Annotated in this window: 20 protein-coding genes; 9 read left to right on the forward strand and 11 right to left on the reverse strand. The window is 62.2% G+C overall.

Annotated features, from left to right (window positions below; all coding sequences use genetic code 11):
- The first annotated feature begins 128 nt into the window (after positions 1-128).
- The 6 genes from PAQ31011_RS21735 to truB all read left to right on the forward strand — a co-directional run bounded on the left by PAQ31011_RS21735 (position 129) and on the right by truB (position 8846).
- Entirely contained in the window at positions 129-1847 is a 1719-nt protein-coding gene (locus PAQ31011_RS21735) for a pseudouridine synthase (protein WP_425495132.1), read from the forward strand.
- Positions 1848-2211: 364 nt separating this feature from the next.
- The gene (gene rimP / locus PAQ31011_RS21740) at positions 2212-2670 is read left to right on the forward strand and encodes a ribosome maturation factor RimP (RefSeq protein WP_039398892.1); all 459 of its coding nucleotides are present in this window, start codon (positions 2212-2214) and stop codon (positions 2668-2670) included.
- On the forward strand, positions 2667-4142 hold the full coding sequence (gene nusA, locus PAQ31011_RS21745; protein WP_150577792.1) for a transcription termination factor NusA: 1476 nt from the start codon (positions 2667-2669) through the stop codon (positions 4140-4142). The genes rimP and nusA overlap by 4 nt, the downstream gene beginning before the upstream one ends.
- An 80-nt stretch (positions 4143-4222) precedes the next feature.
- Positions 4223-7189, forward strand: coding sequence for a translation initiation factor IF-2 (gene infB / locus PAQ31011_RS21750; protein ID WP_150577793.1), 2967 nt, complete (start codon positions 4223-4225; stop codon positions 7187-7189).
- Positions 7190-7272: 83 nt separating this feature from the next.
- A complete protein-coding gene (rbfA, locus tag PAQ31011_RS21755; RefSeq protein ID WP_150577794.1) occupies positions 7273-7719 on the forward strand; it encodes a 30S ribosome-binding factor RbfA in 447 nt (148 codons plus the stop codon).
- 140 nt (positions 7720-7859) lie between these two features.
- Complete coding sequence (gene truB, locus PAQ31011_RS21760) at positions 7860-8846, forward strand: tRNA pseudouridine(55) synthase TruB (protein WP_150577795.1); 987 nt, start codon at positions 7860-7862, stop codon at positions 8844-8846.
- 82 nt (positions 8847-8928) lie between these two features.
- Here truB and PAQ31011_RS21765 read toward each other — a convergent pair whose 3' ends face one another.
- From PAQ31011_RS21765 to PAQ31011_RS21800, 8 genes are all read right to left on the reverse strand, one after another.
- Positions 8929-9132, reverse strand: coding sequence for a cold-shock protein (locus PAQ31011_RS21765; protein WP_150577796.1), 204 nt, complete (start codon positions 9130-9132; stop codon positions 8929-8931).
- Positions 9133-9226: 94 nt separating this feature from the next.
- Positions 9227-9385: a cold-shock protein gene (locus tag PAQ31011_RS26495; protein ID WP_174990230.1), complete on the reverse strand. Its 159-nt coding sequence runs from the start codon at positions 9383-9385 to the stop codon at positions 9227-9229.
- Positions 9386-9593: 208 nt separating this feature from the next.
- A complete protein-coding gene (locus tag PAQ31011_RS21775) occupies positions 9594-10502 on the reverse strand; it encodes a hypothetical protein (protein ID WP_150577798.1) in 909 nt (302 codons plus the stop codon).
- A gap of 131 nt (positions 10503-10633) precedes the next feature.
- On the reverse strand, positions 10634-10849 hold the full coding sequence (locus PAQ31011_RS21780; protein WP_150577921.1) for a cold-shock protein: 216 nt from the start codon (positions 10847-10849) through the stop codon (positions 10634-10636).
- 180 nt (positions 10850-11029) lie between these two features.
- Positions 11030-12781, reverse strand: a complete 1752-nt coding sequence (locus tag PAQ31011_RS21785; protein ID WP_150577799.1) for a hypothetical protein — start codon at positions 12779-12781, stop codon at positions 11030-11032.
- A 3-nt stretch (positions 12782-12784) separates the two neighbouring features.
- Positions 12785-12997: a cold-shock protein gene (locus PAQ31011_RS21790; protein WP_150577800.1), complete on the reverse strand. Its 213-nt coding sequence runs from the start codon at positions 12995-12997 to the stop codon at positions 12785-12787.
- A gap of 258 nt (positions 12998-13255) precedes the next feature.
- Positions 13256-13465: a cold-shock protein gene (locus PAQ31011_RS21795; protein WP_150577801.1), complete on the reverse strand. Its 210-nt coding sequence runs from the start codon at positions 13463-13465 to the stop codon at positions 13256-13258.
- A 98-nt stretch (positions 13466-13563) separates the two neighbouring features.
- A complete protein-coding gene (locus PAQ31011_RS21800; protein ID WP_150577802.1) occupies positions 13564-14058 on the reverse strand; it encodes an acyl-CoA thioesterase in 495 nt (164 codons plus the stop codon).
- 482 nt (positions 14059-14540) lie between these two features.
- Here PAQ31011_RS21800 and PAQ31011_RS21805 point away from each other — a divergent pair, with 482 nt between their 5' ends.
- The 3 genes from PAQ31011_RS21805 to PAQ31011_RS21815 all read left to right on the forward strand — a co-directional run bounded on the left by PAQ31011_RS21805 (position 14541) and on the right by PAQ31011_RS21815 (position 16745).
- Positions 14541-15563, forward strand: a complete 1023-nt coding sequence (locus tag PAQ31011_RS21805; RefSeq protein ID WP_150577803.1) for a hypothetical protein — start codon at positions 14541-14543, stop codon at positions 15561-15563.
- A 158-nt stretch (positions 15564-15721) separates the two neighbouring features.
- Entirely contained in the window at positions 15722-16444 is a 723-nt protein-coding gene (locus tag PAQ31011_RS21810) for an AzlC family ABC transporter permease (RefSeq protein WP_150577804.1), read from the forward strand.
- Positions 16437-16745 (forward strand): AzlD family protein, encoded by a 309-nt coding sequence (locus tag PAQ31011_RS21815; protein WP_150577805.1) that lies wholly within the window; start codon positions 16437-16439, stop codon positions 16743-16745. The genes PAQ31011_RS21810 and PAQ31011_RS21815 overlap by 8 nt, the downstream gene beginning before the upstream one ends.
- An 89-nt stretch (positions 16746-16834) precedes the next feature.
- Here the strand turns inward: PAQ31011_RS21815 and PAQ31011_RS21820 are convergent, their stop codons facing one another.
- From PAQ31011_RS21820 to PAQ31011_RS21830, 3 genes are read right to left on the reverse strand one after another with little or no spacing between them, the layout of a single operon-like run.
- On the reverse strand, positions 16835-18391 hold the full coding sequence (locus PAQ31011_RS21820) for a DHA2 family efflux MFS transporter permease subunit (RefSeq protein WP_150577806.1): 1557 nt from the start codon (positions 18389-18391) through the stop codon (positions 16835-16837).
- 37 nt (positions 18392-18428) lie between these two features.
- On the reverse strand, positions 18429-19673 hold the full coding sequence (locus PAQ31011_RS21825; RefSeq protein WP_150577807.1) for an HlyD/EmrA/EmrK family protein: 1245 nt from the start codon (positions 19671-19673) through the stop codon (positions 18429-18431).
- A 60-nt stretch (positions 19674-19733) separates the two neighbouring features.
- Entirely contained in the window at positions 19734-21257 is a 1524-nt protein-coding gene (locus PAQ31011_RS21830) for an efflux transporter outer membrane subunit (RefSeq protein WP_150577808.1), read from the reverse strand.
- Positions 21258-21294: the final 37 nt, after the last annotated feature.

Genomic DNA, 21294 nt, shown 5'->3' on the forward strand with positions numbered 1-21294 from the left:
TCCCGTTTTCCAATGAGGTTGTGTTGAAACAAAACGAAGAATCCCAGGACCTGCACGCACGCGATGCCGGTGCCGAAGCACGTTCGCCGGAAGGCGAGGGCGGCGATGATAAGGCGTCGCGCCGCGGTTTGCGCCGTGGCCCGCGCAGTCTGATCGCTCGCCGCCGTGCGGCGCAGCAAGCCAAGCGCGAAGGCGACGACACCGGCGAGTTTGCCGGCTCGGACGCCGCGTCAGGCCAACCTTCTCCCGAGGCTCAGCAAGGCCCGGCATCCGGTGCCGACGGTGCGCCGTCGGCTGCGCAGACGCGAGGCCGCGCCAACACGCGCAAGCCGCGTGGCGGCAAGCGTGACGATGCCCAGCAGGCCTCGCAACCGACGCAGGCCGGCGGTGCGACGTCGGGTGGCCGTCAGCCACGTGGTGCTCAGGGTGCACAAGGTGCCCAGGGCGATCGAGCCGGTCAGGGTGCCGCAGGCAAGACGCAGGGCCGTGGCCGCAAGGGCCCGGCGGGCGGGGCGCGTAGCGGCGCGGGTGGCAAGGGTGGTGCGGGCAACGCAGGCGACAGCGATCTGTTTGCCTTCGTAACGTCCGGTGGTTTTGACGGTGAAGACGCCGAGGGCGACAGCGCAGCCGCCAAGCGTGGTCGCCGTCCGGCCGATCGTCGCGTGCTCTCGCCCGACGACGAAGCGCCGAAGCTGCACAAGGTGTTGGCCGAAGCCGGTATGGGTTCGCGTCGCGAAATGGAGGAGCTGATTCTGGCCGGTCGCGTGTCGGTAAATTCCGAGCCGGCGCACATCGGGCAGCGCATTTTGCCGACCGATCAGGTCCGCATCAACGGCAAGCTCGTCAAGCGGCGTATCACCAGCAAGCCGCCGCGCGTGCTGCTGTATCACAAGCCGGCCGGCGAAATCGTCAGCCACGCCGATCCGGAAGGTCGCACCTCGGTGTTCGATCGTCTGCCGCCGATGAAGACGGCCAAGTGGCTCGCCGTCGGACGTCTGGACTTCAACACGGAAGGTCTGCTGATCCTGACGACGTCGGGCGATCTGGCCAACCGTTTCATGCATCCGCGTTACGAAATCGAGCGTGAATATGCCGTGCGCACCGTGGGGCAACTGACCGAAGCGTCGCGTCAGCAACTGTTGCACGGCATCAAGCTGGACGACGGTGAAGCCAATTTCCTGCGCCTGAAAGATGGTGGCGGCGAAGGCTCGAACCACTGGTATCACGTGGCGCTGGCCGAAGGCCGCAACCGCGAAGTGCGTCGTATGTTCGATGCGGCCGGTTTGATGGTGAGCCGTCTGATTCGTACGCGTTACGGCCCGCTGACGCTGCCGCGCGGGCTCAAGCGCGGTCGCTATGAAGAAATGGACGAAGCGCAGGTGCGTTCGCTGTTCGCTGCCGTCGGCATGAAGATGCCCGGTGCAGCTTCGGACGAAAAGGGTGCACGCAATGGCGCAAATGGTGGTCGTGGCGGTAAGGCCGGTGCTGCGAAGGAGCCGCGCCGTCAGCCGGATCCGATGCAAACGGCGCTGGGCGTCTTTGCGCGTGAGCCGGGGCAGTCGCGTCGTCCGCGCGCCAACCCGCTGACCGCGTTTGTCGGTCCGAGCGGCGGCTTTCAGACGCCGTCGCCGCGCGGTGAAGGTCGTCGCTTCGGCGGTGGCAACAGCACGGGCGGTTTCGGCGGTCAGTCGCGCGGTGGTAATAGCGGCGGCAACGGCGGAAATGGTGGCGGCGGCGGTTACGGTGGTGGCAACGCCAACGGCAATCGCAGCCGTGGCGGCAACCGGACGGGCGGCGGCGGAGGCCAGGGCAACCGTGGCAATCGCGGCGGCAACCGGTCTCGCTAAAGGGCGCCGATCTTGCATTGCGGCAATGTGACACCGTGGCCTGTTCCTCAGGCATTTCGGGCGTCAAGCGTTGCAAATCGGCCCAAAACCATATAAAATCAATGAATAAGCTGGTTTGCGTGTCGGGCGTTCTGCTGCGATGCGCACCTCATGCGCAATGAGGCTGTAAGAAATGGGCGTTTCGCCCATTTTTTTTTGCCGCGAGCGTTTAGCGCGGCCGATGCCGCCACGTCGGGGAGTGGGTGTGTCGACTCAGGCACACCGGCCCGGGCGGTCGAGGCAGGTATCGTGCGACGTCCCATGCGGGGCGCGCAGACATGTCGGGCGCTGCTGATGCGCGCGAGTTTTTCTAGGGTGAGCAAAGTTGCAATTGCCAGAACTGATCGAGACCACGGTCGAAGGCCTGGGTTACGAGCTGGTCGATCTTGAGCGCGCGGGCGGCGGACTGCTGCGCGTGTATATCGATAAGCCGGAAGGCATCTCTATCGATGACTGCGAGACGGTGAGCCGTCAGCTCTCGCACGTCCTGATGGTCGAGAACGTCAATTACGACCGACTTGAAGTGTCGTCGCCGGGGCTGGACCGTCCGCTGCGCAAGCTGCGTGACTTCGAGCGCTTTGCCGGCGTCGAAATAAGTCTCACGTTGCGTGTGCCGCTTGAAGGCCGCAAGCAGTTCCGCGGCATTTTGCAGGCACCGCAAGGCGAAAACTTGAGCCTTGAGTTCGAAGGCAAGGGCGGCCCGGCGCTGCTCGAATTCACCCTCGCGGATATTGACCGTGCGCGCCTTGTGCCGCAGATTGATTTTAGGAGTCGCAAACGATGAGTCGCGAAGTATTGCTGTTGGTCGATGCGCTCGCGCGCGAAAAGAACGTCGACAAGGATGTCGTGTTCGGCGCGCTTGAAGCAGCATTGGCTTCGGCCACGAAGAAGCGCTACAGCGAAGACGTCGACATTCGCGTGCACATCGACCGTGAGTCGGGCGAGCACGAGAGCTTTCGTCGCTGGTTGGTAGTGCCGGACGAAGCGGGTCTGCAGGAGCCGGACAAGCAGATTCTGTCGTTCGAAGCGAAGGAAGACGATCCGTCCCTCGAAGTCGGCGACTTCGTCGAAGAAGCGGTGGAATCGGTCGAATTCGGTCGTATCGGCGCGCAGGCGGCCAAGCAAGTGATTCTGCAACGCATTCGCGATGCCGAGCGCGAGCAGATCCTTTCCGACTTCCTGGAGCGCGGCGAGAAGATCATGACCGGCACGGTCAAGCGTCTCGACAAGGGCAACCTGATCGTCGAGTCGGGCCGTGTGGAAGCGCTGCTGCGTCGCGATCAACTGATTCCGAAAGAAAACCTGCGTATCGGTGATCGCGTTCGTGCGTACATCGTAAAGGTGGATCGTACGGCACGTGGCCCGCAGATCGAACTCTCGCGTACGGCACCGGAATTCCTGATCGAGCTGTTCGGCATGGAAGTGCCGGAAATCGAGCAGGGTCTGCTGGAGATCAAGTCGGCGGCTCGTGACCCGGGCATGCGCGCCAAGATCGCAGTGGTGGCTTACGACAAGCGTATCGATCCGATCGGCACCTGCGTGGGCATTCGCGGCACGCGTGTGCAGGCCGTGCGTAACGAACTCGGTGGCGAGAACGTCGACATCGTGCTGTGGTCGGAAGACCCCGCGCAATTCGTGATCGGCGCACTGGCGCCGGCGGCGGTGCAGTCCATCGTCGTGGACGAAGAGAAGCACAGCATGGACGTCGTCGTCGACGAGAACGAACTGGCGGTGGCGATCGGTCGCAGCGGCCAGAACGTGCGTCTCGCGTCGGAGTTGACCGGCTGGCAGATCAACATCATGACGCCGGACGAATCGGCCGAGAAGCAGAACGAAGAGCGCGGCACGCTGCGCACGTTGTTCATGCAACGTCTCGATGTGGACGAGGAAGTGGCGGACATCCTGATCGAGGAAGGTTTCTCGAGTCTGGAAGAGATCGCCTACGTGCCCCTGAACGAAATGCTCGAAATCGAAGCATTCGACGAGGACACGGTCCATGAACTGCGTAATCGTGCACGCGACGCACTGCTGACGCAGGCGATTGCCACCGAGGAGAAGGTTGAGGGCGTTGCGCTCGATCTGAAGAGCCTCGACGGCATGACGCCCGAGTTGCTGGCCAAGCTGGCCGAGCATGAAATTCAGACGCGCGATGATCTGGCCGAGCTGGCCGTCGACGAACTGACCGAGATGACCGGCGTCGACGAGGAAGCCGCAAAGGCCCTGATCATGAAAGCGCGAGAGCACTGGTTCCAATGATGACCTGCCCCGGCATGCATATGGAACAGTGAACTTTGAAGTTAACCGCAAGGCGCCTGGCCTTGCTTGAAGAGGTTTGAATGGCGAGCATCAACGTAGCCCAATTTGCTGAAGAACTGAAAATGCCGGCCGGCGTGTTGCTGGAGCAACTCAAAGCCGCCGGCGTGGACAAACTCAGCGCCGACGATTCCGTGACGGAAGCCGACAAGGCCCGTCTGCTGGAGCACCTGCGCCGTTCGCACGGCGCTGGCGACGGCGACAAAAAGAAGATTACTCTGACGCGTCGCCAGACCTCGGAAATCAAGCAGGCCGACGCGACCGGTAAGGCGCGTACGATTCAGGTCGAAGTGCGCAAGAAGCGCACCTTCGTCAAGCGTGACGACGTCGCCGAAGGCGCGGACAACGCCGCCGCAGCAGCAGAAGACGAAGCGCTTCGTCTGCGTGAGGAAGACGCACGCCGCGAAGCGGAGCGTCTGGCTGCAGAAGCGGCCGAACTGAAGCGTCGCCAGGAACAGCTGGAGCGCGAAGAAGCCGAGCGTCGCGAGCGCGAAGAGAAGGAAGCTGCCGAACGCCGTGCGCGTGAGGAAGCTGAGCGCGCGGCTGCCGCAGCGAAGGCGGCGGAAGAGCAGAAGGCCAAGGCGGAAGCCAAGGCCGACGCCGACGCCGAAAAGCAGGCACAGCAAGCACGCGACGAAGCCGACAAGGTTGCCAAGGCCGACGCCGAGAAGGCAGCGGAAGCCGACAAGGCTGCGGCTGCGAAGGCCGACGCCGAGCGCGAACAGGCCCGCAAGGCCAGCGAAGAAGCCCGCGCTGCCGCCGAAAAGGCGAGCGCTGCGGCCGACAAGGCACGTGCCGAAGAGGAAGCGATTCGCAAGCGTCGTGCTGCGGCGGAAGCCGAAGCGCGCGCCATTCGCGAAATGATGAACGCCCCGCGCCGTGTGCTGAAGGCACCGGAGCCGGCACCTGCTGCGGCCGCACCGGCCAAGGCGGACGCCGCCAAGGGCACGCTGCACAAGCCGGCCAAGCCGGAAGGTGCAGCCGCCAAGCCGGCAGACAAGAAGCCGGCAGCCGCACCGGCGTCGACGACGGCTGGCGCAGCGGACAAGAAGGACAAGAAGCCGGGCGCGTGGCAGAAGGATACGGACAACCGTAACAAGCGCGGCGGCATGAAGACGCGCGGCGACGCGAGCGGCGGTTCGGACGGCTGGCGTGGCGGCGGCCGTGGTGGCCGTCGTGGCGACCGTCATTCGCAGGACGATCGCAATGCGTTCCAGGCACCGACCGAACCGGTGGTGCGCGACGTGCACGTGCCGGAAACGATCAGCGTTGCCGATCTGGCGCACAAGATGTCGGTCAAGGCTGCTGAAGTCATCAAGCTGATGATGAAGATGGGCCAGATGGTGACCATCAACCAGGTGCTCGATCAGGAAACGGCGATGATCGTGGTGGAGGAACTCGGCCACCGCGCAATCGCTGCCAAGCTGGACGACCCGGAAACGCTGCTCGACCTCGGCAACGACGTGACGGAAGCCGAAGCGCTGCCGCGTCCGCCGGTGGTGACCGTGATGGGGCACGTCGACCACGGCAAGACCTCGCTGCTGGACTACATCCGTCGCGCCAAGGTGGCGTCGGGCGAAGCCGGTGGTATTACGCAGCACATCGGTGCCTATCACGTCGACACGCCGCGCGGTACGGTGACGTTCCTCGATACGCCGGGTCACGAGGCCTTTACGGCCATGCGTGCTCGCGGTGCACAGGCAACGGACATCGTGATTCTCGTAGTCGCGGCGGACGACGGTGTGATGCCGCAGACGAAGGAAGCTATCGCTCACGCGAAGTCGGCCGGTGTGCCGATCGTCGTGGCGATCAACAAGATCGATAAGCCGGATGCGAACCCGGACCGCGTGAAGCAGGAACTCGTGGCCGAGAGCGTGGTGCCGGAAGAGTACGGTGGCGATTCGCCGTTCGTCGAGGTTTCGGCCAAGACGGGTACGGGTATCGACGATCTGCTCGAGAACGTGCTGCTGCAAGCCGAAGTGCTGGAGTTGAAGGCACCGGTGGAAGCGCCGGCCAAGGGTATCGTGATCGAAGCGAAGCTGGACAAGGGTAAGGGTCCGGTCGCCACGATTCTGGTGCAGTCGGGTACGCTCAAGCGTGGCGACATGGTGCTGGCCGGTCAGGCTTACGGTCGCGTTCGCGCCATGCTGGACGAAACCGGTAAGAACACGAAGGATGCAGGTCCGTCGATCCCGGTGGAAATCCAGGGTCTGTCGGAAGTGCCGGGCGCTGGTGAAGAAGTGCTGGTGGTCCAGGACGAACGCAAGGCACGTGAAATCGCGCTGTTCCGTCAGGGCAAGTTCCGCGACGTGAAGCTGGCCAAGCAACAGGCCGCGAAGCTTGAGAACATGTTCGAGCAGATGGCCGAAGGCGAAGTCAAGACGCTGCCCCTCATCATCAAGGCAGACGTTCAGGGTTCGCAAGAAGCACTGGCACAGTCGCTCAACAAGCTCTCGACGCCGGAAGTGCGTGTGCAGATCGTGCACGCAGCGGTCGGTGGCATCAGCGAAAGCGACGTCAACCTGGCAACGGCTTCGAAGGCGGTCATCATCGGCTTCAACACGCGTGCCGATGCACTGGCTCGCAAGCTGGCCGAGTCGAACGGTATCGACATTCGCTACTACAACATCATCTATGACGCAGTGGATGAGGTGAAGGCGGCTATGTCGGGCATGCTGGCCCCGGAGAAGAAGGAAGAAATCACCGGTATGGTCGAAGTGCGTCAGACGTTCAAGGTGCCGAAGGTCGGTACGGTGGCCGGCTGTATGGTGCTCGACGGCTTCGTCAAGCGTTCGTCGCATGTGCGTGTGTTGCGCGACAACGTGGTCATCTTCACGGGCGAGCTCGATTCGCTCAAGCGCTTCAAGGATGACGTCAAGGAAGTCAAGTCAGGCTTCGAGTGCGGTCTGTCGGTGAAGAACTTCAACGACATTACGGAAGGCGACCAACTGGAAGCGTTTGAAATCACGGAAGTTGCGCGCTCGCTGTAACGCGATTTGCACAACGGATGTGGAATGGCCCACCAAGCCGGGAAACCGGTGGCGTGGGCCATTGCATTACTAGCGAGTTTGTTATGGCAAAGAAACGTGGCGTTCCCGGTCGAAATCTTCGCATCAACGATCAGATCCAGCGTGATCTTTCGGAGTTGATTCAGCGCGAAGTGAAGGACCCGCGCATTGGTCTGGTCACGCTGCAAAGCGTGGAAGTGACGCCCGACTACGCGCATGCGAAAGTGTTTTACACGACGCTCACCGGCGATCCGAAAGCGACCGGCGAAGCGCTCAACGAAGCGGCTGGCTACCTGCGCAATCTGCTGTTCAAGCGGTTGCACATCCATACGGTGCCGACGTTGCATTTCCACTTCGATCAGTCGATCGAACGTGCCATCGAGATGTCGCGTCTGATCGACACGGCCAACGCGACCCGCGCTAAGGAAGATGCGGAAGCGGCCGAGGGCGAAGACGGCGACGACGTCGATAGCGACCACGACGGCAGCACCAAGGAAGACGACGGCAAGTAAGCCGTCCGTTGACGACGCAGCCTGCCGGGCCAACCGGGCCAACGCCAAGCGTGCCCGGTAGTCCTGCGATGCCTTTGCCTCCAAGATCCACGATGGGGGCTTGGCAACATCCCACACGAATTTCTCAAGCAATCCCGCACATGACGGACCCGCGTTCGCAGGCACCCCGCCAAAAACTCCCCCGTTTCCCGCTCGACGGCGTGTTGTTGCTCGACAAGCCACTGGGCCTGTCGTCCAACGACGCCCTGATCAAGGCCAAGCGTCTGCTTCAGGCGTTGAAGGCGGGCCATACCGGCACGCTCGACCCGCTTGCAACAGGCTTGTTGCCGTTGTGCTTCGGCGAGGCCACGAAGTTTTCGCAGGACTTGCTCGAAGCCGACAAGACTTACGAGGCGCGCGTGCGTCTCGGCGAGACGACGACGACGGGCGATGCGGAAGGTGATGTGTTGCAAACGCGTCCGGTGACGGTGGATGAAGCGGCGATCCGCGCTGTGCTGCCGCGCTTCACGGGACCGATTTCGCAGATTCCGCCGATGTACTCAGCGCTCAAGCGCGACGGCAAGCCGCTGTACGAGTACGCGCGTGCGGGGCAGACGCTCGAGCGCGAAGCGCGGGCCGTCACGATCCATCTGCTGGAGATGACGGAGTGCGCGCTGCCGGAGGCGAACGAATTCACGTTCCGCGTGACGTGCAGCAAGGGCACGTACGTTCGCACGCTCGCGGAAGACATTGGCGAAGCACTGGGATGTGGTGCGCACCTGCGCGCATTGCGTCGCACGGCTGTCGGGCCGCTGACGCTGGAAGGTGCGGTGACGCTTGAAGATCTGAATGCGCTGGACCATGCGCAACGCGTGGCGAAGCTCGCCCCGGTCGATGCTTTGCTGAAGACGCTCCCGGTGGTGTCGCTCGACGAGACACTGGCCAAGCGTTTCAACCACGGTCAGCGTTTGCGTCTCGATGAAGTGCGATGCCCGCAAGCGTTGCGCGAGTGCGCAGCGTCGCATGACGGCATCGAAGTGAAGGTCTATGCCGAAGCCACCGCCGATACCGCGGCGCGATTGTTGGGCGTCGCCCGGCTGGATGGCGAAGCACTGCTCACTCCGCAACGTCTTTTGAAGACGCAATAAGTTCGTACCCGGCGGCGCGTTTCATGCGCCGCGAGCGATCTGTCGATGTCGCGACAGGGCGCGCTGAGGCGCCCCTGCACGGTCACATCGGCCTGACGTTGACGGCACGCGGACCGTTTGCCCCCTGAGCGATTTCGAATTCGACGGTCTGCTCCTCATAGAGCGCCATATGTCCGTGGGCGACAATGTCCTCCTTCTGGACCGAGTAATCCGGTCCCCCATCGAACGGTTCAATAACGCCGTGTCCCTTCTGCACGCTGTACCACTTCACTTTGCCTTGCATCATGACGGGGCTCCATTTTTCGTTCGCGTATTCCTGGTCGCTCAAGCGCGGGTTGGCGCCGGTCTTACGATCGCCACTTGGCGTTCATGCCGTCCATCTACCACTCGTACTCGACGGCCTGACCGACCGCCAATGACTTGACGTCGGTTCCCGTGACTACTGCGAGAATGAAAGGAATTTCGGTACCACCTGAATCCGGCGTGATTCGACCGACTTCAGTGTCAAAGTTGATATGTTTGATCGTGCCGCGCGCCATGATGTGTCTCCTTTTGAATTGATGGATGGACATGCGGTGCTGATCGACGAACAGCCGCCGATCCGATACGCGGACGTTCAGGGCAGGCCGCATGCACAACGACATTCAATCACTGGATGGCGCCAACCATAACTGTCAACGTTGACAGGTGTGCTGCGCGGAGGCGAGCGGCTTTTCGTTCCGCGATTTCGCTGGAGAGATCGCGTGGTTAGCGATTCTCCGCCCGGTACAGGCATGTCGGCAATGCCGCATCGAAATCGATCTGATCTGCCGGATCGAAGCTGAAGATCTTCTTGTCGGCCTTTTCCAGGTCCAGCCGCAGTAATGGAATTCTTCTCGATGTTGCGAAGAAAATCGCGCACTGCTTGACATGAACCAGCCCAATCGAAATGCCGGTGTCCGGCGTGAAGAACAGCGCTTCGATCGGCAGTGCCGGGACATCCTCTTCACGCCAGGCGGCAATGAGGATTTCATTCCACCTTCTGCGGTCCTCCGGGTTGGGAATCAATGCGTGAGAGGCGATGCTGAGGTTAAAGCCTTCAACGGTCGGTGCGAAGCCGCAGCTGAAATACTTATAGGGCTTGTTATCGCCCAGACTGGCAAAATGCGCTGCCCACTTCTCTGGCGTGTCGATGCCCTGTTGCGCGCACGGTCGGCTTTTGATCGTCGGCGTCATGTCGCCGGTTGCTCGACCACAGCCGTCGGGCCGAAAGTTGGTGTACGCGTCGTACGGCCACGCACATCGCACCGTCAGCCTGACGAAGCCGGCGTTGTCACCCGTATTGACGACCATTCCCGCCCATCCCGTTTGGAACAGCAACGTGGTGGGGATATCGTCGCGAATGAAGCTGAACGAGACGGCATTTCGTGCGATTTGGTCGGGCGTGGGGCTAATGGGCGGGTCACTATCCAATCCGAAAACGCGGACCATCACGCCACTGCATTCGTGGGCAGGTCGACCTGCACAGTCGGACGCCCGATTCACATATCTTGCGTTAAGACTGTCGGCAATTTCCTGGCCATTGACGCTGAGCGTACTGTGGGGGACGGCGGCACACCCGGAAAGCAGGCAGATCCATCCAAGCAAAACGACGTAGCGAAGGCATCCGGTTTGCATCTCGCACCTCCAATCTGTGACTGTCGTCTCGGCACCACTGCTGGGCATCGCATGTTCGGACGGCAAGGCGTTGCCCCCGCCGTCGCTGAGCTCGATGACCTCGTAGTGCGGCGCTGACGTGTTGACATCGGTTATTTCTTCAGGAGCTTGATCGCAGCAGCTTGTGGCCCTTTCGGGCTTTGCGAGACTTCGTGCTGCACCGCAGTGCCTTCCGTCAAAGCCCTTTGGTCATCCGTACTTTCAACCGCCGAGAAGTGAAGGAAAATGTCTTCGCCACCATCATCTGGCGCGATGAAGCCGAAGCCTTTTGTCTCGTGGAACCACTTGGCCGTGCCGGTTGCCGTGATGCCCCCTTTGCCTCAAAGACAATGTGATGCGCATCGCACGGTCTGCGAGAGGCCGATCCATCAAGCGGACCGACTAGACACGTCGCGAGCACAACCCCATTCCAGCACTGCATAAGCGCGGACGTAACTGTCAACGTTGACAGGTAGGCGGAGGCGAGTGGGGCATCGGATCAAGGCGTATCAGGGGTGGGAAAGCGCAGTGACTGCGCCGCTATCATTGGGTTCGACGGGATCGTCGCCGTTGCCTTCGCGCACGAAGGGAGCGGACGGTACATTAAGGCCTGCGGCGCCTCTCGGCGTCGCTTGATCTTCGGGGTGGTAGATGAAGATCGGGCCTGTAATCGGTATTGGCCAGCCTAAGTGGACAATCGGCAGAAATCGGCCTGTGATCAGGTAGTACTCGAGTTGTGTGGCTTGTACCGAGGGGAGCGAAAACTCCCGCTCTGAATAAAAGAGCGCTTCCAGCGGCAACGATCCGGGAATGTCGCGCGGCCATGGCACGAGGACCAGCTCATTTCGGCTCTCAAAATTGGGGGGCGGCCACGGGAAGGTTCGTCGCGCTTCCAGGGACAGGTTGACGGCAGCCACGGTAATGGCAAACGAGCATCCCTCCGCGCCATATTGCGCGTAATGCGGGAGCCACTTGGCCAGCGTATCGATGCCGATCGCCGCGCAGGGCCCTGTCTCCGGGCCAAGCGTTGACGGTCCACAACCATCTTCTCGTTTGTGCAGGTTGCCGTCCGGCGCGTAGATGCATCGTGGCGTCAGCGGATAGGTCGCGGGGGCATCCAGCGGCCGGAAAACTAGCCCCATTCCGCGGTACGGATTATGGACGTGCGCATCGGTGCGCAAGTAGGACGACGAAACTCCGTTCTTGGCGATCGCATCCGCACTGGGATTCCATACGGCGGGTCCGCCGTTGGTGGCTCGAACGATGACACCACTGCAATACACGATTGCTTTTCCGTCGGGGCATTCGCTGCGGGTCTCGTTAAACCGCGCATTCAGGTCGTCGGCCACTGTGAAGCCGGCATTCAGTTGATCCTCCTGCACAAACTCGAACGACGCTTTGCCTGCCGCGTCGAACGCCATCCGCAGGATCGGCAGCCACTCGCCCGTCGCCTTGTAGTAGATCATTTGATACTGCTGCGCCTGCACCAGTTGGCCGCCATTGGAGACGTCGAAATAGATCGCCTCAAAGGGGATCGAGCGAGGTGCGTCGATTGTCCACGGTTCGATGAGCAGCGACGGTGTGCGTGTCTTGTCGGCATAGGCCTTGTGCGCTTGCAACGCCGTATAGAACTTGGCGGCAACGTCGGCACTGAAGGAGCACTGCCATCCATTCGCGGCGTGATGCGTCATCCAACTGGCGACGTCGGTGACGCCATTCGCATCGCATGAATTCAGATCCGGGGCCACCGTGGCCACCGCAGCTGCCATTTTCCCTCCGCCGAGATTGCACCCGTGATCGCCACTCCCACCCGACACGGCTTCATCCAGGGGGTAGACGCATCGGACATTCATCGGCTTGCCTTGCTCGCTGGCCGTGAGCGAATCGGAAAGAATGAACCCTGCACTGTAGGGGAGTCGGCCAACGTCGACATCGCGTCTGAGGTACACGAACGACATGGACTGCGCTGCCGATTCACCGGGCGTGGGTGCCCAGAAGTGCTCAGCCACACCACCTTCGAGCGGTCGTACGATCAGCCCGGTGCAAAAGTGCGCGGGCTTGTCGATGTAGCAATAGGCGCGTGTGTCGTTGTACCGGGCGTTGACGTTATGGGCGACTTCGCTGCCCGAGAGCGCATGCGCGGGCAGGGCAGCGAGATACCACACGGTGCCGAGCACGGCGCTACCCAGGCTTCGCCAGACACGATATTTGGATGAGGTTTCGCAGATCGACTTCGCGCGTTGAGCGAGTTGCGTTCCCATCGGCTATTTCTTCAGCACCTTGACCGCAGCAGCCTGTGGCCCTTTAGGGCCTTGCGAGACTTCGTACTGCACCGCCGTGCCTTCCGTCAAAGCCCCTTGGTCATCCGTACTTTCAACCGCCGAGAAGTGAAGGAAAATGTCTTCGCCACCACCGTCTGGCGCGATGAAGCCGAAGCCTTTTATCTCGTTGAACCACTTGACCGTGCCGGTTGCCATGATGCCCCCTTTGTCTCAAAGACAGCGTGATGTGCATCGCACGGTCTGTAAGAGGGCGATCTGTCAAAGGGACCGACTAGACACGTCGCGAGCACAACGCCATTCCAGCACTGCATAAGCGCGGACGTAACTGTCAACGTTGACAGGTAGGCGGGAGGGCGTGAAAACGCTCAGGAAGCGCGGGCAGGGGGGCGTTTGCGGGAGGGGCCGCGCGGTGAGCGCGCAGCTAGGTAGCGTCAGCGAGCGCTAAGGCGAGTGCTAGTGTGTGACTTCACGAACATTCAGTGCAAGCAGATAAGCGTCGCCGCGCGTCGTTTCGTACTCGACGATCTGGCCGCTTTGCAGAGACGTCGCACCAGCGATGCAGACTTCGCTTTCGTGGACGAAGACGACTTCACCGCCATTGTCCGGGGTGATGAAGCCATACCCCTTCTCGGGGTAGTAGAGCTTGACGGTTCCGCGCGGCATGATTGGCTCCCCTTCGAAGCGACAAATCGAAACCCGATGCCTGACTCTGGTACTGCTGCGCGGACGGCACCGCCGCCCGCGAAAATGCATCGAACGCGTCAGTTCGCGACGTTTTCCGGCTTAAGTTCGACGATGGCGTCGAGCGCGGCTTTCACGTCCATCGCGTATTTGGCCAGCGCCTTTTGCTCTTCCGTCTTCGGTTCGAACGACGGCACGCCGACCGGGTGATTGCTCTCGTCGACCGCCACGAAAACCATCAGGCAGTCGGTTGTCTGACGCAGTTCGCCCCACTTCGGATCGCCCGCGTGCACCGACACGTGGATGTGCATGCTGGTACGGCCCGTAGCCACGATACGCGCACGCAGTTCCACCAGGTTGCCCACCAGAATCGGACGGCGGAAGCGGATATTGCCGACGCTGACCGTCACGCAGTAGCGGCCCGACCATGTGGCGGCGCAAGCGTAGGCCACTTCGTCGATCCACTTCATCAGGGAGCCCCCATGCACCTTGCCGCCGAAGTTGACGGCAGCCGGTTCGGCCAGAAAGCGGAAAGTGACTTCAGAGCGTTCGATCGGGTTCTGCGGGGTATTCATGATGTTTTGTTTTTTGCTGACGGATGGTACTTTCCCGGCCGTCGGACGGCGTTTGACCGTGGGGGCGTCAGACCGGGGGATGCGCAATGATACTGCGATTGCGTGACACCTGCCGATGCCCGACCGGTTCGTCCTCCGGCGCCGCCCCACACGAGGAGCGAATTGTGCAAGCGACCGGTGCTGCACCCGGCGCAGAGTGGCGCGGTTGTGCCGGCGCGGGCCTCGGTCGCAGCGAGACCTGACACGGCCGAATTCGACGAGCAGGGCGGTGCGCGATGATCCAGGCCCCACGCGGTTCGCAGTACGTTTCCATCCAGATGGAGGGTCAGCACGCAGGGCTGTTAGGCAGTCCGTCGCGTGAGCAAGACCTGTCAACGATTCCATTGCTCCAAGACTTTGGCTGCGCGAGAAACTGCGGCGCGGTTGCAGTGCAGGATCTGCGGTTCGGAGAAGACTGCTCAATCACCGATGTCGAAGAGGGGATGAGCGCGCTTCTGAGCGAAATGATCTCGCACCAGCACGCGATGACCGCGTTGCAATTGCATGGATATGCCAGCAATGCGGACATCGACGACGCGCGCCCCGATCTTCCTCGGATATTGCCGACGTCGGCCCCATCCCTATCGCTGTCGAAGTTGACGGTGCCCGCCGAACCTACCTGGCTTGCCCAATCCGTTGCACCCAGCGAGCCTGCCGAGATCGCACCGCGCCCTGACTATCCCAAACTGCTCGGCATTGCCGTGCTGGCGACCCACGTCGCCAGTCTGGCGAGTCAACTGGCGAGTTCGCTGTCGCCCTACATCGCGCCGGATCTTTTTGCGAGATGGGCTAACGAAATGGTTTGCATTTTGGTACGACCGGGGCAAGCGCGCGTTGCTCGGGCCGCCAGTTGCAAAGTACTGCGTATCGGCAAGGCGGTTTTCACGCCCGGGATGATGGTCGCGCCGTACTTCGCCTTGCTCGCACTCGGCGACCTTGTCTGTTGGGGGTTGGAAGTTCGAAATCCCGGCAGTCTGCCGTTTCAGGGAGACAGCCTGGCAAATCTGATCGGATGGATCGACACGCGGGGCGGGTTCACGAAACTGTGCGACATTCTGGGACCGTCGTCGCAGAAGGCTGACGGGGAGAAGGGGACTGACAAGGCAACGATACGCGAGCGTGTCGTGACGAGCCTTCTCGACAAAGTCCGTAAAGCACTCGCGCAGCACGACGATCCCAAATGGCAGAAATCCATCGCGACGCAGATCCGCCGGGCATCGGCGGCTGCATTCGTCATTCTGATCGCGCGTTTGCCGTTCAGCGACGATACGACGTCCCTGCCCGCGGGGTTACTGGACTTCTACGGCTGGCTGGAGAAAGCGGGTGCCGCGACAAAGGCGGCTGCAGCCGGCGCCGAATCGCTTGTGAAGCCTCCCGCACCGCAGACTTGCGACGACGGCACCGTTGACGACGACGCCGACCTTCAGAGCATTCGTATCGATCCGCGTGCTTCCTCAGACGGCTGACGATCCCAAACACCGAATCAGCCGTCCCAAAACCGCAAGAACATACAAGACGATGGCAAGCCGAGTTCGCTATCCTGCGATGCCAGTGACTAACAGTCGCTATTGAGTCGCTATTGAGTTGTTATTGCGTTGTTATTGCAGGAGTCTTTGTGTCTGGAATGTCTTCTTCGGCTGCGTCGACAGCGCAGTCCGATGTCAAACTCGAAGTCGCGCGCGGCATGCGCGCTTCGTTGCCGGTGATGTTGGGGTTCGTGCCGTTTGCGATGGTGCTCGGTGCGCAAGCGACCCAGAAGGGCATGCCCGCGTGGCTCGTGCCGCTGATGACCGGCATGAACTTCGCCGGCGGTTCCGAGTTCACGGCAGTCCATTTGTGGACGTCGCCGCCGCATCTCGCGCTGATCGTCGCCATGTCGTGCCTCGTCAACTCGCGTCACATTCTCATGGGGGCCGCGTTCGCGCCGTTGCTGCGTCATGTGCCCTTGCGTCGTGCGCTCCCGTCGCTGTTTCTGATGTGCGACGAAGCCTGGGCGATGGCGCTGGCCGACACGCAGGCGCGTAAAGCCGACCGCATCAGCCTGCCGTATTACCTCGGTGTCGCCGTCAATCTCTGGCTCGCATGGATTGCCTTTACGGCGCTCGGTGCTGTGCTGGGGCCGGTGCTTGGCGACATCGAACAGTACGGCTTCGATATGGCATTCACCGCCGTGTTCCTCGTGCTGCTTCGCGGGATGTGGCGCGGCATGCGCAAGAGCCTGCCGTGGCTGGTGAGTCTTGTCGCCGCAGCGCTGACGTATCTGTACGTGCCGGGATCGTGGTACGTCGCCGCCGGTGCGATCGCGGGCTTGCTGGCCGCCGTGCTGATGGAGCCGCGCCATGCTTGATGCCGCTACGCTTTTGCCTGTCGCCACGGTTGCGCTGATGGCGGCGACCACGTATGCCACGCGTATCGTCGGCTTCCTGTTGTTGCGTGATCGCGTACTGAGTCCGCGCACGCGCTCGGTGATGGAAAGCCTGCCGGGATGCGTGCTGATCTCGGTCATCGCGCCGTCATTCGTGTCGGACCGGCCTGCCGATTTGCTGGCACTGGCCGTGACATTGCTCGTCTCGTTGCGCTTTTCGTTGCTGCCTACGGTCGTTATCAGCATTGCGGCCACGGCGGCATTGCGTTATCTCGTCGGCTGACCATAAAAAAACCCCGCTAACTTCAGCGGGGTTCAAGAAGTGCCCGGTAGTACAGAGCAGGGCCGGGCACTCGGGGGGAAGCCTTGGCTTCAGTGGGCACCGGCTGCGGCGTCTGCGCCGCCACCACCGCCACCTCGAATCGGGCGCGTGATCCACACCATCGCGATCATCAGCACGAACAACACCGCCGAGATCCAGAAAATATCGTTCGCACCGAGCATCGCCGACTGTTGTGTGACCAGTCGGTCGATGTAACCGTGGGCCTGCGGCGTCGACATGCCCAACTGGTTGAGCGTCTGGACCGAGCCGTTGAACGTGTTGTCGTACGGCGTCAGGTTCTCGGTCAGTTGTGCGTGGTGCAGCGAGATGCGGTTATCCCACACGGTCGTTGCAATCGACGTGCCGACGGCGCCGCACGTGATCCGCACGAAGTTCGACAACCCCGCCGCGGCCGGAATGCGATGCCCCGGCAGGCCCGACAGAATGATGGCTGTCAGCGGGATGAAGAACATCGACATCGGCACGCCTTGCAGGAATGTCGGGATCATCAGCGTGCGCGTGTCGACGAGCGTGTTGAAGTGCGAGCGCATCAGGAACACGAGCGCAAACAACAGGAACGAGACGGTCACGACCCAGCGGGCGTCGAGCTTGGGCAGGAACTTGCCGATGATCGGTGACAGGATGATCGCGAACAACCCGACCGGGGCCATCACCAGACCGGCCTCCGTTGCCGTGTAGCCGAGGTAGATCTGCAACCACTGCGGCAGAATCACCAGATTGCCGAAGAACAGCCCGTAACCGACCGAGATAGCCACCACACCACCGGTGAAGTTGACCCGCTTGAACAGCGTGAGATCGACCACCGGATGCTTCTCGGTGATTTCCCAGACGACGAAGAAGCAGAACGACACCAGCGCCACGAGCGCGAGGATCACGATCGTCGACGAGTTGAACCAGTCCAGTTCCTTACCCTTGTCGAGCATGACCTGCAACGAGCCGACCCACAACACGAGCAAGGCCAGACCGACGGTGTCGATGGGCTTGCGCTGTGTCGGCGTCTCACGCTTCTTGTAGATCATCCACGTGACGTAAGCGGCCGCGATACCCACCGGAATGTTGATGTAGAAGATCCACGGCCAGTGGTAGTTGTCCGAGATCCAGCCGCCGAGAATCGGACCCATCACCGGGGCGACGAGTGTCGTCATCCCCCATAAGGCGAGGGCCATCGAACTCTTCGCGGGCGGATAGCTCGAGAGCAGCAGCGACTGCGACAGCGGAATCATCGGCCCGGCCACAGCCCCTTGCAACACGCGGGCGGCCAGCAGAATTTCGAGTGTGGGCGCCATACCGCACAACCACGAGGCCAGCACGAAGAGCAGGATCGACGTGATGAACAGCCGTACCGCACCGAAGCGCTCGGTCAGCCAGCCCGTGAGCGGCACCGAAATGGCATTGGCGACAGCGAACGACGTAATCACCCACGTTCCCTGGCTCGACGAGACGCCGAGGTCGCCGGAGATAGCGGGAATCGATACGTTGGCAATCGAAGTGTCGAGCACGTTCATGAACGTGGCGAGCGACAACGCGATGGTGCCGAGTACCAGCTGCCCTCCCGAGAGCGGGGCAGGAGCGTTTTGAGTTGCCATGGATTGTCAAAGGGGGTGGGGGGCACCCCCCTCCGATTTACAGGGGACGAGCGCGGGCCGGCTGGTTGCGCGTGTCGTTGGCATCGCCTGCGCTTGCGCCTGCATTGGCAGCCGCAGCACCGGCGTTCTCGGTAATGATCTTGGCGACGATGTCGTCGGCGTCGTGACCGACCTTGTCGTACACGTCGGTCGAATACACCGGCAGGGTCGGCGCTTCGCCCAGTTCCTTGCCGTCGGTATTACGCACGTTCACCTTGACCTGCATCGACAGACCGACGCGCAGCGGATGCTGCTGCAACTGCTTCGGGTCGAGCGCGATACGGACCGGCAGACGTTGCACCACCTTGATCCAGTTACCCGTGGCGTTCTGTGCCGGCAGCAGCGAGAAGGCGCTGCCCGTACCGGCCGAGAAGCCGGCCACGGTGCCCTTGTATTCCACCGACGAGCCGTACACGTCTGCCGTGAGCGTGACCGGCTGGCCAACGCGCATGTGCGAGATCTGCACTTCCTTGAAGTTGGCGTCGACCCACACTTCGTTGAGCGGCACGAGCGCCATGAGCGGTGCACCCGTCGCCACACGCTGGCCGACCTGCACCGAGCGCTTGGCGACGTAGCCGTCGACCGGAGCCGGGATGGACGTACGGGCGTAGTCGAGGTACGAGGCGCGCACCTTCGCGGCCGCTTGCTGCACGTTCGGATGCGTGGTCACCGAGGTCTTGTCCGTCAGCGCCTTGTTCGACACGAGTTGTGCGCGGGCCTGTTCGAGCGCGGCTTGTGCCGACTTCACGGCGTCTTGCGCGTGGGCCAGTTCTTCACGCGACACGGCACCTGTGGCGATGGCCATTTCGCGGCGCTTCACGTCGGCTTGCGCCTTCGCGAGTTCCGACTGACGCATGGCGACCGTGGCGGCGTACGCATCGTTATTCACGAAGTACGTACGGACCTGACGCACGGTCTGTGCGAGGTTGGCTTCGGATTGCAACAGGGCGACGCGGGCATCCGTCTGATCCAGCGTGACCAGCGGCTGGCCGGCCTTGACCATCTGCGTGTCGTCGACCTTCACACCGGTGACGGTGCCAGCCACTTGCGGGGTGATCTGCACGACGTTGCCGGCGACGTATGCGTCGTCGGTGTCTTCGTAGTAGCGCGCATACAGCGCGTAATAGGCGCCGTAGCCGATCGCCGCAATGGCGATCACGGCCGTCAGCGTCAGCATCATGCGGCGGCGCTTGCCATTGTTCTGTGCCGGTTGGGCAGGCGCTTGTTGTTGGTTCTCGCTCATCATTTGCTCCGTACTAATCTCTCAATGTGCTTTTGACGTTTGTCTTGTTTTGCGTGACGTTCAGTGCGTTTGTGCGTTGGTCGCGTCGCCTTCGGTCTTTGCCGGGCGTTCCTGGCCCACGACGAGTCCCGCCGACTGCGCTTCGAAACCGCCACCCAGCGCCTTGATCAGGCCGATTTGCTGGTCGCGGCGTGCGCTGTCGATATTCACGCGTGCCTGTTCCTGCGCCAGCAGCGACGACTCGGCCGTCAGCACGGTCAGTTGCGGCGTCAGCCCGGCCTTGTAGCGGTCGATGGCAAGGTCGTAGGCGCGTTGTGCGGCGTCCTGCGCCACGCGTTGCGACACCATTTGCTTGTCGGCCGAACGGATCGACGACATGCGGTCGGCGATGTCGCCGAGCGCTTTGTTGAGCGTCGAATCGTAGTTCGCTACGGCGCTTTCATACGCGGCGTACTGACCCTTCAGGTTGGCACGCAGGCGGCCGCCGTCGAAGATCGGCAGCGTAATCACCGGACCGGCCTGAATGTTCTGGCTGCTCGGATCGATCAGCTTGCCCAGCCCGAAGGTGGAGAAGCCGAACGCGGCGTTCAGGTTCACGTCCGGATAGAAGCGCGCTTTAGCGACGTCCACACCCTGCAGTTGCGATTCCACGCTCCAGCGGGCCGAGACGATGTCCGGGCGGCGTCCGAGCAGGGCGAGCGGCAGGTTGTCCGGCAGGGCCGGCGTGGCGAGCTGTGCGAGCTTCGGCGGTGCGATTTCCAGACCGCGATCCGGGCCCTTGCCCAGCAGCACACCGAGTTGGTGACGCGTGAGCAGGATCTGGCCGTCGAGCTGTGCGATTTGCGTCTGAATGTCGGCGCTGTTGCTGTCGGCCTGCTTCTGTTCGACTTGCGTGTCGAGACCGGCGCGCACGCGATCAGCCGTCAGCTTGCCGAGGTTCTGGCGTTGCTTGCTGATGCGATCGAGCACGTCGTGCAGCGCATACTGCTGCGCGAGCTGGTTATAGGAGCGGGCGACGGCGGTCGACAGCGCGAGACGCACTTCCTGGTCTTCGGCTTCTTCGGCGCGCTCGGCCGACGTGGCTTGCGCCCGTGCCGAACGGTTCTTGCCCCACAAATCGAGTTCCCACGACAGCGACGCATTCAGATCGCCCTGCGTGAACCACGTGCCACCGTAGCCCGGCGGGTAGATGGTGTTTTCGGTGAACTTCTCGCGATACACGTCGCCGTTGAAATTGACCGACGGCAGTAACGCAGCGGCGGCACCTTCGGTCTGCGCCTGCGCAGCCTTCAGACGGGCAGCGGCCATGGCGAGATCGGGGTTGCCGGCGAGGGCTTCGTCGATCAGGGAGACGAGTTGCGGATCGCCGAAGCGTTGGGCCCAATCGGTGCCCGGCCACGGGCCGCCCTCGGAGGGCAGGCTGCGCTGGGTCTGATAGTGCTCAGGCGTGGTGATCTGCTTGTCGCTATGGATGCCGGCGAAGTTCGCGCAACCGGCAAAACCCAGCGTCACAGCCGCCAGACAGAGGGCGGAAATCGCTGAGCGGGCCCGCAGATGCGGGAGGAAGGGTGAGACCGCTTTCATCGCAAAACCTTTACGAGTGAAGTCTTGTACTGACAGT

This window comes from Pandoraea aquatica, from assembly GCF_902459565.1.
GTDB lineage: Bacteria > Pseudomonadota > Gammaproteobacteria > Burkholderiales > Burkholderiaceae > Pandoraea > Pandoraea aquatica.